Raw genomic sequence first — 14,677 nt, 5'->3', positions numbered from 1 at the left:
TTGTCAGTTCTTGATCGATAGGAAGTGGGCGGGGTTGTCGACGAAGAGGGTCGTGATGGCGGGCTCGTCGAGACCGGCGGCGCGCAGGTCGGGGATGAGGTCTTCGAAGATGTAGTTGACGGTGTGGCCCTTGACGCCCGGCCAGCCCAGCGGGCTGCAGTTGGCGTCGGCCGAGGCGAGCACCTTGTCCAGGTGCCCCTGGCCGATGAACCGCAGGAGGTGGTCCAGCCGCTCCTTGCGGGGCCGGGCCCAGAACGGTGGGTCCTCAAGTTCGGTCTCGTAGCCGAAGGTGTCGAACCCGAGCCTGCCGCCCTGCTCGGCGATCCAGATGTCGCGGGTCTTGTCGGCGTTCACGCCGTCGTCGACGTGCCCGAACAGGACGCGGTCGAGTGAGAGGCCCTCCTCGGTGAAGATGGCGATCGCGTTCTCGGCGTCGATCGCCAGGTGGGTCAGGATCGGCACCCCGGTCGTCACGGCCGCGCGGGCGGCGGCGCGGTAGATGCGCTTGTCCAGCTCGGTCATGCGGCCGCCGCGGCTGACGCCGACCTTGATGACGCCGGCGCGGCTGCCGGTGTCGCCGATCCCGGCCGTGATCTCGTGCACGAAGTGCCGCATCAGGTAGTCGACGCTCGCCCGGGCGAAGAACGGCAGCGCCGTGTCGCCGCCGACGAAGCCGGTGCAGGCGACGATGTGCACGCCGGTCTTGGCCGACAGCGACTTGTAGTAGTCGACGTCGCGGCCGTTGCAGATGCCGGTCACGTCCACGAACGTGCCGCCGCCGTACTCGCGGAAGCGGCGCAGCTTCGGGACGGTCTCCGCGTACCGCTCCTCGGGCGTCTTCCACCACGTGGTGTCCAGCTCCGAGCCCGGCATGCCGTAGCCGATGTGCTCGTGGACGGCCACGAGACCCAGCTCTTCGGCCGGGATCGGGCCCAGGACCGTGTTCACTCTCGACACAACACTCACCTTCCGGAAAGATCGACGATCTTGGGCTGGCGCACCGACAGCAAGTCGCGCGGGTTGTCCACGAGGATTCGCCGGACGTCCTCGTCGCCGAGCCCCCGCGCCTTGAGGAGGGGGACGAACACGCCCAGCACGTGGCTGTAGTGCACGTCGTTGGCCGGGTGGCCCTTGGCGACGCCGGTCGCGTTGCTCGACAGCAGGATCCGGTCGCCGTGGCCGGCCTCGATCAGCGCGACGACCAGTGCGGCGCGCTCGGCGTCGGTGACGTGGGCGTCGTCCTCGGTGCCCACGTGGTCGAGGGCGGCGTAGGCGCCGCAGGCTGCGACCTTGAACGGCGCGCCGGCCTCGGCGGCGTCCCTGCGGTCCAACCCGCCGACGACGACGCGGCCGGCGGGCAGTTTCTCGTCCAGGAAGACGTCGAGGTCGCGTACGGCGTTGTTTCCGTAGCGGACCGACACCGGGACGCCGGTGGCCAGGGCGGCTCGGGCCGCGCCGCGGAACAAGCTCTCGTCGGTCGCGGTCATGCCCGCGCGGGTGGCGCCGGTGGCCACGAGGCCCGCCGCGCCCCGCCGCTCGACCCGGGGGACGACCATGCCCTCGGTGATCTCCTTGGCGAAGAGGGCGGCGAATCTATCGGCCGGCCAGGGCGTCGGAGGGTTGGTCTGCGGTGTCAGGAAGTAGCCGCCGAGCAGTTCCTCGGGGCCCTGGCCGGTCGAGGCGACGATGTGCACGCCGGTCGTACGCGAGAGTGCCTCGTACAGCCGCACGTCGCGGCCGTGGAACATGCCGGTGCTGTCGACGATCGTCCCGCCGCCGTGGCCGCGGAAGTCGTTCAGCTTCCCGGCGAGGGTCTCGAAGATCTCGGCACGGTCGAGGGTGACGTCGAACGCGTACTCCGCTCCGGGGACCACTGACAGCAGTGCCTCGTGCACCGCGACCACTCCCAGCTCCCGCGCGGGCACGGGGCCGAGAACAGTGTTGACGATGCCGCTTGCGGCTGTCCGCACGCCTTTCACCAATACTTCCTTTCCATCATGTCTGTTCACTGTACGACATGTAAAGCAATTATCCGGCGGTGATGAGCGGCTCTCCGGCCTGGGGCTCCTCGACGTCCGCACGCTGCGAGCCGTACAAACCGATCAGGGTCAGGGCCGCGGCGACGGCCGCGCAGACCCCGGCGACCACGAACGCGAGGCTGTAGGCGTTCCCGAGCGACTCGAACGCCAGCGCGCGCAGACTCTCTGGCATCGGCACCGGGGGCAGGTCCGGGCCCGCGCCGGGCACGACCGGCATGGAGTTCACGGCCATCGCGCCGCCCTGGTGCGCCAGCCCGCCCGCGATGTCGGTGTACGGCGGCTGTAGCCCGGACGCGCCGATGGCGGCGGCCACGCCGTCCGTAAGATCGCCGTTCGCCCGGCTGACCGCGAACGCGGCGATGAGCACAGGACCGAGGGCGAAGCCGAAGTCGCGCAGCAGATTGGTGGTGGCGCTGGCCATGCCGGCCAGCCGTAGCGGGACCGTGTTGATCGCGACCGCCGTGATCGAGCCGACCGTCAGCGCGAAGCCGACGCCGAGGGCCAGCATCGGCGTGATGAAGCGCGTCCAGCTCAGGTCGTGGATGTCGAACGTCGAGCACCAGATGCCGCTGACGGCCATGAGGGCGAAGCCGACGGTGAGCACCCAGCGCGGCGAGAAGTTCCTGATCACGTGGGAGACGACCGGCACCAGCACGAACGCGGGTGCCTGGATGAAGAGGAACAGGACGCCGATCTTGAGTGCGCTCTGGTGCTGGATGGCGCCGAGCCAGATGCTCATCGAGTAGCACGTCGCGAGGAAGGCGAACATCCCGATGACCGTCGCGATGGCGACGATCGCGTAGGAGCGGTTGGCGAAGATCTTGAGGTGCAGCAGCGGGACGTCGGCCCGCAGCTCGATGACCACAAAGGCGGCCAGGAGCACGACGCCCGCGGCGAAGGCCCCGATGATCTCGGGACGGGCGAAGCCGGCCTCGGAGCCCTGGGTGGCGGCGAAGAGGACGGCGATCAGGCCGAGGGCCAGTGTGACCTGCCCCGGCACGTCTAGCTTGCGGCCCTCCGGGGCCGACGAGTCCGCGGCGAGCTGAGTGAGGGCGATCGAGACGACCGCGGACGCGATCACCACGAGATACGAGGTCCGCCAGTCTCCGTCCGCCGCGAGCCAGCCGCCCATCAGCGGGGAAATCGCGGCGCCGACCGACAGGAACCCGGCCCAGGTCGCGATGGCCTTGGAGCGGGCCTCCTGCGACGGGCTCACCGCGGCCAGCATGGCGAGCGAGATCGGATAGAGGACGGCCGCGCCGAGGCCGGCGACGATCTGCCCGGCCCACAGGACGTGGACCGTGTCGGCGACGTAGCAGACGATCGAGCCGGCGACCGTCAGCAACGCACCGGCCTGCAGCAGGCGCTTGCGGCCGAACAGGTCGCCGATCACGCCGGTGGTCAGCTCGAAGACGACCATGGGGATCGCGAAGGCGGCGGTGATCCAGGTCAGTTCCGCACCGGTGGTCCGGAACTCCTGCTGGAACGTGCCATTGAGCGCGCCGGGCAGCGAATACGCCACCTGAGCGAGAAGTACGGCGAAGCATCCGGCGACCACGGTGGCGGTGTAGCCCTGCTTGCGCGCAACGGTCTGGGTCATTGCGGAATTCCTACTCGTCGACGGGCAGGGGCGGCTGCTTCCGCACAAGGGGGGAGCCACCGATATGAGCCCGATCACCTCTCGGATGTGCAACGTGTCATATGACTTAACACCACGTCAAGAGTTTGTGCGCTGCGTATGGAGAATGCTCACCCAGCACGGAACGCGATCGCGGTGCTCTAGGCTGGCGGGATGGCGAGGCTTCGTGAGGCGCAGAAGGAGATGACGCGCAAGCTCCTGCTGGATTCCGGCGTGGAGTTGTTCGTCTCGAAGGGCTACGCGGCGACCACGGTCGACGACATCGCGTCGGCGGCGGGGACAACCCGGGTGACCTTTTACGCCTACTTCCCGTCGAAGGTCGACCTGATGAAGGCCCTCGTCTCTGAGCGGCTCAACGCCGCGCTCGACCGGGTCCCCTCCGCCGAGCACGGCTCGACCGAACGTGAGCTGGTCGCCGTGGTCGAGGACGGCTCACGGGAGCGGATCCGCGCCTGGCTCGCCGCGACCTCCGAACGATGGGAGGCGATCCGCCCCTACACCACGGCCGCCTTCGAGGCCGCCGCCGTCGATCCCGAGATCCGCGCGCTACTCGAAGCATGGCTGAACGAGGCCATCGGCGACATCGAGGACGGCCTCGACCGTGCCGGCCGGTTCCCCGCCGGCACCCGGCGCTTCCGCGGCGTCATCGCGATCACCGAGCTGGACCATGTCGCGCGGCACTGGACCCCGGGGCGTTGGGGTGTCGGGCGCGACGAGATGCTGGACGTCCTCACCGAAAGCTGGTTCGGCACGATCGGCCGTCACTGACCCGGCGCGCGCCTCAGGACCGCGCGGCGTCGAACAGGAGCTGGCGCAGCCAGGCGACGAAGTGGTGATCGCCCAGATGCGGGTTCCAGACCATGTCGATGCCCAGCCCGGGCAGCGGGAACGGGAACTCCTCGATGCGTAGGCCGACGAGCGCGCGCATCTCGGCGGCGACCCTGAAGCGCAGGAGCGCGACTCCGCCGGCCCGCCCCACCAGGTACGGGACCAGCAGGAAGTCGGAGATCAACCGCCCGATGCGGTAGTCGACCCCCTTCTCGTCGAGCACCGAATAGGGAAAGACCCGCCGCTCGGTGTCCACCACGACGTGCGGCTGCGTCGTCAGCAGGTCGAGCGCGCTCGCGTCCGGCGGCGTGTCCGTCGAGGCCACGACCACGCAGCGGTCGTCGTACAGGCGCTCGCGCGGGTGCAGCGTGGGGAAGGCTTCGGAGATCAGGACGACGTCGACGCCGTGCTCGGTGAAGGTGGGCTCGGTCGGGCCGGTGATCGGATTCCTCAGGCCCAGGGTGCCGTCGCTCGTGGGTGCTCACGGCTCTTGCCGGGGGACGTAGGCAAGGCCGTGCGCACCCGGCTCGCCGCGCTTGGGGATCTCCAGGCGCGCCAGCCGGCGCATCCCCTCCAGGTCCACGACGTCCACGGTGGAGGAGGACACGCATGAGACGTAGCCGAGCCGGCCGTCGGGAGAGGAGGTGATCGTCAGCGGGAAGCGGCCGATCTCGACGCCGCCGAGCGGCCGGTGGTCGTGAGCGTCGAACACGGTGAGTCGGCCAGGGGCCTGGCGGCCGAGCTGGGAGTCGGTGGCGGCTTCCATGCGCAGCTCGCCGGTGAGCAGCCGTCCGGTGGTGGTGACGTGGACGGGGAATGTCAACGCGCCGGTGGGCATGACCTTGGTGATCGACGCCGTGGTGGTGTCGATGACGCGGATGCCGGGCGTCGCGTGCGGTCCTGGAGCGGTGAAGGAGCCGTAGGGGGCGGCGACGAAGACCTCGCCGCCGTCGCCGGAGACGGCCAGCCCTTCACTGCCGGGCACCTCCACCTTGGCCGTCATCATGCCGGTGCGCAGGTCCACCACCGACACGTACGGCGCCTCCTTGTTGCTGGCGTAGCCGGCGTTGCCGTCCGAGCTGATGACGAACCAGTGCGGCCCCTTGGCCCCGGTGTCGATACGGCCGATGGGTTTGCGTGTGGCGAGGTCGACGACCACGACGCCGCCCGGGCGGTCCTGGGCGCCCTCCACGCTCACGTAGAGCAGGTCGCGGGTGGAGTCGAGGGCCAGGCCGTGCGGGGCGTGCTCGGGTGCCAGGTCGATCACGTCCACGATGCGGCGCTCGTCGGGGTCGAGGAGAGTGATCTCGCTGCGCCGGCCGTTGTTGGCGTGGTAGTAGCCCCCGTGGTAGCTGTGCGTGCACCACAGCAGGCGCCGCGCCGGGTCGAGGCAGAGTTCGTGCGGCTCGGCCAGCACTTCGAGCACATCCAGCAGCCGGTGGCTGGCCGCGTCGAAGAACGACACCGTGGGTCCGCTCTGGCTCACCACCGCCAGGACGTCGCCCTCTCGCCCGGCCAGTGCGTCGTACGTCACCCGCTTCTCCTTGTTGTCGAGGATGTGTCAGGCCAGTCTCGAAGAGACGCCTGTTGCCGGGCAATGCAAAAATTGGCACGTAATCTTTACGCTGGCCGCAATCATTGGGACTGCTCATGGATCTGAACCTGCTGGTGGCACTCGACGCCCTCCTGCACGAGGCCAGCGTGACCCGGGCAGCGGAACGGCTGGGCACCTCACCCGCGGCGGCCAGCCGCAAACTGGCAACCCTGCGCCGGATCCTGGAAGATCCCCTGCTCGTCCGGGCCGGGCAGCGCCTGGTTCCCACCCCGCGGGCGCTGCGCCTACGTGAGGAGGCGCGCGAGCTCCTTCAGCGATCCGAGGCGCTGTTCGCCCCCGCGCCCGCGCTGGACCTCGCCCATCTGCGCAGAACGTTCACCATCCAGGCCAGCGACCTGCTGCTGACCGGTCTCGGCGCACCGCTGATGGAACGGGTCAACGCTCAGGCTCCGCAGGTTGACGTGGTGTTCGCACCCGAGGCCCTGGAGGGAGGTCCCGCGCTGCGACAGGGCGAGGTGGACATCGAAGTCGGCGTGCTGGGCGACCTCGACCCCGAGATCCGCACCGAGCCGCTGGCCACGGCCACCATGGTGGCCGTGGCCAGGAAAGACCACCCCCTGTTCGCCGAGCCCATCACCCCGCTCCGCTTCGCGCGGGTGCCGCACATCGGGATCTCACGTCGCGGGAGACTGCGTGGCCCCATCGACGTCGCGCTGGCCCAGTACGGCCTGAGCCGCCGGGTGGCCGCCGTTGTCCCCAGCCACACCGCCGCCATGATCTTGGCCGCCACCAGCGACCTCGTCTGCCTGGCCATCAACGGGTGGCTCGACTCCATCCTTGCCGCCCTGAAACTGCGGTCCTTTACCGTTCCACTGGACGTCCCCCCGATGGCGATAGGTATGGCCTGGCATCCCCGTCATGCGGCCGATCAGGGGCACGCCTGGCTCCGCCGCCAGGTCCGCGCGGTCATCGACACCCTGGTCGGATGAGCAACGGTTGTCGGCCCTGCGTTCCTCCCGCTGCGCGGCGCGAGGCTGCGGGCCGCACATGCACGTGCCAAGCCCGGCCAACGCAGGTGAGCGCTTCCCGGGGCCAAGGCCGATGGATCCCTTGGAGGATCAGGCGAGTCGGCTCACGGGGCAGACCGCGGCGGGAAACGCTCAGTTAGATCACGGTCGGTCGACCACGTACAGCGCTCAGCCACTGAGGGGACGCGGACCGTGCCGTGCGATTCCGTGAGATCGGGATCACGATCTCACGCGCTGGAAGAGGCGCCACCTCCCCGCCCCGATTGAATGACAGGGGGCATCGGCGCTCCTGGCCTCAAACCGGGGATGGCCATCGCACCACGGTGATCGACAGCACGATGTCTGATTTGTGCAAGACCGCTGCACCGGCTCCGTGGTGGCCTTGAAGCCTGTCCCGTACTGATCTTCCAGGAGCCGCAATGAGGTTCGGTTACGCCATCGTGTACGTCTCGGACGTGATCCAAGCCGTGGACTTCTACGAGCGGGCCTTCGGGCTCGCCCGCGCGTTCGTTCACGAGTCCGGAGATTTCGCCCAGCTCGATACCGGCGGCACGGCGCTCGCCTTCACCAGCCACCGGCTGGGGGTGCAGGCGGTGCCCATTCCCTACACCGCCCTCGACCCTTCCATGCCTCCGGCGGGGCTCGAGTTCACCTTCATCACCGATGACGTCGCCGGCGGCTTCGCCCGCGCCGTCGCGGCGGGTGCCAGCGCCGTGGCCGAGCCACACCACACCCCTTGGGGCCAAGTGGTCTCGTATGTCCGAGACCCCTACGGCGTCCTCGTGGGAATCGCCTCGCCGGTCACCGGCTCCTAGGGGCCCGCATGGAGTTCGGATCTCAAGATGGGCGGAGGCTCCGGATCCACAAGATGGCACCGCGTAGGTGGAGACCAGCGAGGTAGCCTTCGGGCGTTCTGTCGAACCGGAAGCCCAGCCCGCGCCATACCTTGATCCGGTTGATGAACCGTTCCACTGTGTTGCGCTGTTGATACAGATCCAGATCATGGCCGATCGGACGACCGCCGCAGGAGCGCGCCTCTTGCGGTTGGCCGCCTGATCGGTCTTCTCCGGATGACCGCTCGGATCCCACGTCTACGCCTCAGCACCGCACTGATCGCTCAGCGCACTGCCCGCCGACGGCGCGAGCGACAGTGACGCGGTGAGTCCAGCGCGTGCGGACCCTCCAGCCCAGCCGGACGACAGCCGCGGCCAGTAGAGGCGTAGACATCCGAGCGACCCGTGCGCGGACCCGTCAGAGGATGCCATCGCGCGACAGGGGCATGTGGGCCTGGGTTCGCATCCCGCCCGACCGCGGAGTGACCTGGGCCAAGGAGCGGCCAGGGCCCTGAACATCGCCTGCAGGCCGCCTGGGACCGCTTCGCTGCCGACGTCGAGGAACGCTGACCACCTTCCCCGCGCGACGAAGATCGACAGCTGAGGTCCTGACCTGCGGGAAGAGGTCGAGAACCCAAGATGACCATCGACGCCGCAGCGGGCCGCCCACGCGTCTTGGTGTCGTGAGTTGAGAACGATGACAACCTGGCGGTCGCCCTCCCCGAGGGCAAAAGTCGGGGTGGTCGGGTGAGGAGCACCCGATGTTAGGAAGCGCGCGGGGGCGGAGGATGCCTGCGGTACGACATCCCGTTTGTCCCCTCCGGCGTAAAGGAAACTCCCTCCATGCGACCTCCCCACCGGTTACGGCGCTGGCTCCTGCTCGGGCGGCTGGGCCTCATCGGGCTCGTGGCCGCCATCGTCGCGACCGTGCTGGCCGGCGGACCGGCCTCCGCCGGGCCGAACCTGCCCCGGCCGACCACAGGGCCGATCGTGCCGACGCTCAAGCCGGTGCCGAACTTTCCCCCGCTCCCTGTGACTCCGCCGCCGACCACAGCGCCGACCACCGAGCCGACCACCGAGCCGACGAAGCGCCACTACAAGTGGGCGACGGTCGGCGACAGCTACACCAGCGGCGAGGGCGCCAGCCATGGCAGCGTCTACGTCGGCTATCCCACGGAGTCGTTCAAGCACCAGTCCGGGTACGCGCCCGCCCATCTGGCCTGGGCCTACCTGCAGCAGGGCCGCTATCCGATCGGCTCGTACACGATCCTGCCGCAGGAGATCCGCTCCACCTGGGGCGGCGACGAAATGCACTTCAACGCCTCGTCAGGGGCCGAGACCAAGCACCTCAAACAGCAGCATTGCGAGAACAAGAGCTGCAGCGTGGTACGCAACCCGCCCCAGCTCGACGGCGTTCCCGCAGACACCGACATCGTCTACTTCGGGCTCGGCGGCAACGACGCCGGCTTCGGGTCGCTGCTGTCGTCCGCGATCGCCTCGCACTACGTCGGCTGGCTGAAGGAGGACATCCACGACCCGTCGATGCCCAACTACCAGGCGCGCGACGTGGAGCTCGAGGTGAAGCGGCTGCTCAAGCGGATCCCGCAGGTGTCGGCGAACGTCGAGCAGGCCCTGGTCGACACGCATGCCAAGGCGGGCAAGGCGGCGATCGTCGTGGCGCTCTATCCGCTGGCCGTCAAGGCGTCCGGCAACGCCGGCATCACCCAGATCACCGGCGCCGCGCTGGACCAGATGTATCCGTTCGCCGCCGCCGTCAACCAGGCGATCAAGGACGCGGTCGCGAACTTCCGTGCCAGGTACCCCTCCGTCAAGCTGCACGTCTTCGACCCGAACACGGCCGGGCCGAACGGCACCAGCGTGGTGGCCGGACATGAGCTCGGTCAGGCGGCGCCGTACTTCAACGGGCTGAAGGTCCGCAAGGAGCTCATCGGCAACACCAAGGCCTTCAAGATCGCCCAGGAGAGCTTCCACCCCAACGAGCCGGGCGCGGTGGCGATCGGCAAGGCGCTGGCGACCTTCATGGCCGGCGCGTTCCCCGACCTGTTCCCGAACGGCCCCGACTTCACCAACGTGCACACCAACCCGATCGCCGACGCGCAGGACCCGGAGGCGGAGCGGGAATTCGAGGAATGGGCGCTTGCTCACCCCGAGCTGATGTGCGAGGGGGCCGAGATCGACAGCATCTGCCACTACATCCGCCCCAACGGCGAGACCAAGTTCCCGGTGACCATCGTGACCGACCCGATCCCGTTCCCCGCGATTCCGGGGGCGCACGTGGTCAGCGGTGGCATCGGCGGTGGTGGTGGCTACGGAAGCGGCTACAGCTGGATTCCGGCCACTTACACGTACCCGACCGGGGAGCCGGGCGAGCACGGCGGTTCGAGCACCGTCCCGGGCGGCGGCACCGGCGGTAGTTCGGGTGGTGGCACAGGCGGAAGCACCGGCGGCGGCACAGGCGGAAGCACCGGCGGCGGCACTGGCGGTGGCACTGGCGGCGGTACCGGCGGTGGCACTGGCGGCGGTACCGGCGGCGACGGTGGCGGCTCGGGCGACGGCAGCGGCTCCGGTACCGGTACCGGCAGCGGCACCGGCGGCACCGGCGGCACCGGCGGGGCCACGAACACGCCCACCGGCGACCCGTGCAAGCCCATCCAGGTGGAGCCGGGCGGCGGTGGCTCCATGCAGGTCTCGACGTCCGTGGTGAGCGGCGGCGGCCTCCAGCTGCCCGTCCAGCTCTTCTGGATCCAGTTCTCCAACACCAAGTCGCACCCGGACCCCTGCTCGCCCAGCATCCACATCAACGACGACATCACAGAGATCACCAACGAGGAGTGGGCGTAGGAACGCCCCGGAGCCGCCGGACGGTCACGAACCGGCCGGCGGCTCCGGCCGTCCGGCCGGGAGGTCGCCGCCGGACAGTCGCCGGGCCAGCGCCACCCGCGACCGCACGTCGTACTTGCTGAAGATCCGCGACACGTGCGTCTCCACCGTCTTCTGGCTGACCTGGAGCCGCTCGGCCACCTCGCGGTTGGTCAGCCCCTGGCTGATCAGCTCGGCCACCTCCCGTTCCCGCCCGGTCAGCGCCGTCTCCCGCGCCGCGTGCCGCTGCCCCCTGGCGGCCAGCCGCCGTTCCACCCGGGTCAGCCGCGCGGCCAGCCAGTCCGCCCCGGACTCCCGATAGGCGGCCTTGGCCCGCCCGATCTCGGCGCGGCTGGCCGCCGCGTCGCCCATCCGGTCGTGGAGGGTGGCGAGCAGCTGATGGGCCAGGCCCCGCTCCACGACCGCGCCGCTCTCGGCGAACCGCTCGGCGGAGATCCGGGCGGCGGTCACGGCCCCGGGCAGGTCGTCGTGGCCGCACAACGCGCGGGCGCGGGCGTCGTGGGCGAGCCCGAGCCGGTACGGGAGGTCGCCGGCGGCCTCGACCGCCGCCGCCGAGCGGGCCAGCGCGGTGCCCACGTCGCCGTCGGCGCCGGCCCGGATCGACTGCACAGCCAGCCGTTCCACCTCGGTGTCGCGGGTCAGGACCGGTGGCAGCCGGTGGTCGGGCCCTGCCTGCCCGGCCAGCCCTACGCGGGCCACCGGCACGTACGCCATCGCCTGCCACCACGCGGACCCCGGCCCGTTGGCGGCCAGCGAGCCGGCCAGCGCCAGGGCGGCCTCGATGCCGTGCCGCCACAGGACCGGCAGGAGCAGCACGCACCGCGCCATCGCCAGCGTCTCGCTGCTGCGGATGTATTCGGAGGCCGCGGCGGCGTGCTCGGCGATCTCGATGGCCTCCGCCAGCTGCCCCGTCCTGGCGTTGAGCTGCGCCTGCCCGATCAGCAGGTACGGCATCGCGTAGCTGCGCCCGGACATTGTGGCCAGCTCGACGCCCCGGGTCAGATGGCGTTCGGCGTCGGCAGGCCGGCCCAGGAAGATCTCGCTCCACGACAGCGGCGCGATCAGCTCGACGTGCGGCACGAGGGCGGTGTCGGAGGCGCTGTCCATCAGCCAGCCGGCCCGCCTGCTGTGCGCCCGCGCCGCCGCCAGGTCGCCGTCCTGCATGCAGGCCACCCCCATCAGCGCGTACGCCGCCGCCTCCAGCGCGGGATCGGCCGTCTCCGACACCAGCGCGAGGGCTTCGCGCGCGTGCCGCCTGGCGCCCCCGGGGTCCGAGCGCAGCATCGCCACGGCGGCCAGCTCGGCCAGCAGCTGAGCGCGTACCCGCCCCTCGGCCTTACGGGTCTGCGCGCTCAGCAGCGCCTGCGCCTCGTCCAGCCGCCCGAGCATGCGCGAGATCACCGAGGAGAAGGCCACCGCGGCCGAGGCCACCTCGGGCGGCAGGTGGATGACCTCGTGCAGGATGCGGCGGCTCTCCGTCAGCGAGCCCATCACGCCGGTACCGCGCGCCAGCCCGGTGAGCAGCCTGCCCCGGTACGGGACGAGGTCGTCGCGCTCCGGCAGCACCCGCAGCGCCTCGCGGAGCAGCCGTACGGCGGTCGCCGGAGCCGAGTCCAGGTAGGCGATGCCCGCGTCGCCCAGCGTCCTGGCGGCCCGCTCGTCACCGGGCTCGGCGCACCGCTCGGTGTGGTGGGCCAGCAGCGCGAGCGAGCCGTCGGTGCGGCGCAGGTGGCCGGCGACCCTGGCGTGGGCGGCCACGCGCCAGGCCGCCCCGCACGTGTCGTACGCGGCGGCCCGCACCAGCGGATGCCGGAAGGCGAACCGCGCGCCCGCCAGCGTGCCGAGGCCGTGTCGGCACAGCTCGTCCACGGCGGCGGCGGCGCTCGCCGCGTCCAGCTCGGCGACGTGGGAGATGACGACGGGCGAGGCCAGCTCCCCGGCAACCGCCGCCGCGTGGGCCGCCCGCCGGCCGGCGGGGGTGAGCCGGTCCAACTCCCGACGCAGCACGGCCAGCAGCGTCTGTTCGAGGGCGAGCGTGGCGCCCGGCCGCCCCTCGGCCAGCTCGCTCAGGAGCCGGTCGTCGGCGTCCAGCAACGCCCGCAGGAACAGCGGGTTGCCGCCGCTGGCCCGGTACATCAGCCGTCGACGGCCCGGGTCCACCTGCGGCGGCACCAGCAGCGCCGCCGCGTCCTCGTCGAGCGGGGCCAGGCTCAGCCGGGTGACGTGCGGGTCCCGCCGCGCGACGGCCTCGGCGATCACGGGCGGGACGGTGCCCGTACGGCACGCGAGGGCCAGCGTGAACCCAGCGGCCGGCGGGCGGCGGAGCAGGAACTCGGTCAGTTCGAGCGAGGGCGCGTCGGCCCAGTGCAGGTCGTCCAGCGCCACCACGGCGCCGCAGTCATCGGCCAGCCGGGCCAGGAACGACCGGATGCTGCGGTAGGTGTGGTAACGATCGAGCTGGTCGGCCTTGCCCGCCGACAGCAGTGTGCCCAACGCCGCCTCCGCGGGCCCGCCTTCGGGAGCGGTGTCGGACAGGCGGGTGAAGGCGTCCACGTAGACGCCGAACGGGACGAGCCGCTCGAACTCGGTGGCGCTGCCGGCCAGCACCGTGCGCCCGGCCGCCTCCGCCCGCTCGACCAGGTGCTCCAGCAGCCGGGTCTTGCCGACCCCCGGCTCCCCGTCGATGAGCACCAGACGGTGGCCGCCGGCGATCGCGGCCTCCACCAAGGACCTCTCTCCGGCCCGCCCCACCAGCTCGGGCCGTAACACCGCCTCGGTCATCGCAGACCCCCGGTCCCGCAGAAAGCCGCCCCAAGACACGGCGATCTTACCCAGGGCGTGCGGGGCCGCACAGGGGGCAGCCGGAATACGGGAGAAGGACAGGGTCAGTGGGTGCAGGGTCGGCGGGGGCGTTCTCTGGCGCCGGGTCTGCAGAGGTCGGGTCGGTCGGGCTGCTGCTCGGCAGGGACAGGCCGCATGGTCGTGTCATGCGTCGCGGCTGCCGAGTTCAGCGGTACAAGTACGGAGAGCGGGGCAGTCGCGAACGCTAACGCCAGCAGGCGGCGGTCCAGGCGCTCGGCAGGTCAGAGACTCTCTCCTGTCGTAGGGGCAGTTCAGGAGCGCATGGCTGTGGCGAGTGCTGATGCGATTCCGGAACCGCGTTCGCGCAGCCAGCCCCCACCGCACTCGTACTCCCACACGAGCGCCAGCAGCATGCAGAGCAGCCGGTGGTTCGCCATGTGGAACGACGCGTCGGCCGGCCAGGTCCAGCCATTGGGCTAACGGCACCGCAGTCGGCCCAGTCGATGATCCCCTCAATCCCGGACCCGGCCGAAAGGACATGACGCGGGTGGAAGTCGCCGTGCACGTACACGCAGGACTGATCCCACCGAGTACCGTCCAGGAGATCTCGACATCGGGAGAGGAGTACCGGAGGCAGGATTCCGGCATCGGCGACCGGGTCGAGCCGATCTGCCAGCCCAGCGACTCCCTCCGCCCATGTCTCTTCACCGCATGACGGCAAGCCGGCTGACTCGTTGAAGAAGCCCGCTTCCTTGACGGGGAGGGAGTGGACGACACGCGATAGCCGTCCCACCTCGGACGCCGCCTTGAGCGTCACGACTCCAGGCTCACCCGATACGAAGCGGGTCACCAGGTGCGGGATCTCCGCGTCTGGGACGCCGGCGATGACCTCGGGGACCGGAACGCCATGCTCCGCCATGGACGGCAGGGCCCATGGCTCCACCTCGATCTCGCGCTGCGGCAGCCTTGAGAACAACGCGGCCGAAGCCGAACCGGTTCACGGCCACCGCCAGCAGGTCGAGTACACCCTTGGCGATTGATCGAATCACTGC

Annotated in this window: 12 protein-coding genes and 1 pseudogene; 5 read left to right on the top strand and 8 right to left on the bottom strand. The window is 70.5% G+C overall.

Annotated elements, in window-relative coordinates:
* Positions 1-3 precede the first annotated feature (3 nt).
* The 3 genes from HD597_RS19580 to HD597_RS19570 are packed head-to-tail and all read right to left on the bottom strand — an operon-like array spanning position 4 to position 3,639.
* Positions 4-957 (bottom strand): phosphotriesterase family protein, encoded by a 954-nt coding sequence (locus tag HD597_RS19580; protein WP_253744104.1) that lies wholly within the window; start codon positions 955-957, stop codon positions 4-6.
* A 5-nt stretch (positions 958-962) separates the two neighbouring features.
* Positions 963-1,970 (bottom strand): phosphotriesterase family protein, encoded by a 1,008-nt coding sequence (locus HD597_RS19575; RefSeq protein WP_253744103.1) that lies wholly within the window; start codon positions 1,968-1,970, stop codon positions 963-965.
* 58 nt (positions 1,971-2,028) lie between these two features.
* A complete protein-coding gene (locus HD597_RS19570) occupies positions 2,029-3,639 on the bottom strand; it encodes an MFS transporter (protein WP_253744102.1) in 1,611 nt (536 codons plus the stop codon).
* Between the two features lie 192 nt (positions 3,640-3,831).
* On the opposite strand from HD597_RS19570, the gene HD597_RS19565 reads away from it, so the two are divergent.
* A complete protein-coding gene (locus HD597_RS19565; protein WP_253744101.1) occupies positions 3,832-4,446 on the top strand; it encodes a TetR/AcrR family transcriptional regulator in 615 nt (204 codons plus the stop codon).
* Between the two features lie 13 nt (positions 4,447-4,459).
* Here the strand turns inward: HD597_RS19565 and HD597_RS19560 are convergent, their stop codons facing one another.
* Both HD597_RS19560 and HD597_RS19555 read right to left on the bottom strand, forming a co-directional pair.
* Positions 4,460-4,948, bottom strand: a complete 489-nt coding sequence (locus tag HD597_RS19560) for a LysR substrate-binding domain-containing protein (RefSeq protein ID WP_308210968.1) — start codon at positions 4,946-4,948, stop codon at positions 4,460-4,462.
* A gap of 39 nt (positions 4,949-4,987) precedes the next feature.
* Positions 4,988-6,040, bottom strand: a complete 1,053-nt coding sequence (locus HD597_RS19555; RefSeq protein WP_253744100.1) for a YncE family protein — start codon at positions 6,038-6,040, stop codon at positions 4,988-4,990.
* Between the two features lie 116 nt (positions 6,041-6,156).
* Here HD597_RS19555 and HD597_RS19550 point away from each other — a divergent pair, with 116 nt between their 5' ends.
* Both HD597_RS19550 and HD597_RS19545 read left to right on the top strand, forming a co-directional pair.
* Complete coding sequence (locus HD597_RS19550; protein ID WP_253744099.1) at positions 6,157-7,050, top strand: LysR family transcriptional regulator; 894 nt, start codon at positions 6,157-6,159, stop codon at positions 7,048-7,050.
* Positions 7,051-7,508: 458 nt separating this feature from the next.
* The gene (locus HD597_RS19545) at positions 7,509-7,904 is read left to right on the top strand and encodes a VOC family protein (RefSeq protein WP_253744098.1); all 396 of its coding nucleotides are present in this window, start codon (positions 7,509-7,511) and stop codon (positions 7,902-7,904) included.
* Between the two features lie 22 nt (positions 7,905-7,926).
* On the opposite strand, the pseudogene HD597_RS19540 reads toward HD597_RS19545, so the two are convergent.
* A pseudogene (locus HD597_RS19540) lies at positions 7,927-8,185 on the bottom strand (transposase family protein); the annotation flags it as partial.
* A 580-nt stretch (positions 8,186-8,765) separates the two neighbouring features.
* Between HD597_RS19540 and HD597_RS64620 the strand changes: the two are divergent.
* Positions 8,766-10,784: an SGNH/GDSL hydrolase family protein gene (locus HD597_RS64620; protein WP_276082961.1), complete on the top strand. Its 2,019-nt coding sequence runs from the start codon at positions 8,766-8,768 to the stop codon at positions 10,782-10,784.
* A 24-nt stretch (positions 10,785-10,808) separates the two neighbouring features.
* Here the strand turns inward: HD597_RS64620 and HD597_RS19530 are convergent, their stop codons facing one another.
* A complete protein-coding gene (locus tag HD597_RS19530) occupies positions 10,809-13,604 on the bottom strand; it encodes a helix-turn-helix transcriptional regulator (protein ID WP_253744097.1) in 2,796 nt (931 codons plus the stop codon).
* A 265-nt stretch (positions 13,605-13,869) separates the two neighbouring features.
* On the bottom strand, positions 13,870-14,544 hold the full coding sequence (locus tag HD597_RS66770; protein ID WP_372513378.1) for a phosphotransferase: 675 nt from the start codon (positions 14,542-14,544) through the stop codon (positions 13,870-13,872).
* Here HD597_RS66770 and HD597_RS64615 point away from each other — a divergent pair.
* Positions 14,543-14,665 carry a hypothetical protein gene (locus tag HD597_RS64615; RefSeq protein WP_276082960.1) on the top strand — a complete coding sequence of 41 codons (123 nt, stop codon included), beginning with the start codon at positions 14,543-14,545 and terminating at the stop codon, positions 14,663-14,665. The two genes, HD597_RS66770 and HD597_RS64615, sit on opposite strands and share 2 nt — an antisense overlap.
* The last annotated feature ends 12 nt before the right edge of the window (positions 14,666-14,677 follow it).

The sequence above is a fragment of the Nonomuraea thailandensis genome, assembly GCF_024172165.1.
In the GTDB taxonomy this organism is placed as follows: domain Bacteria; phylum Actinomycetota; class Actinomycetes; order Streptosporangiales; family Streptosporangiaceae; genus Nonomuraea; species Nonomuraea thailandensis.
Note: the sequence above shows the minus strand (reverse complement) of the source record. Positions and strands in the feature narration are given on the sequence as shown.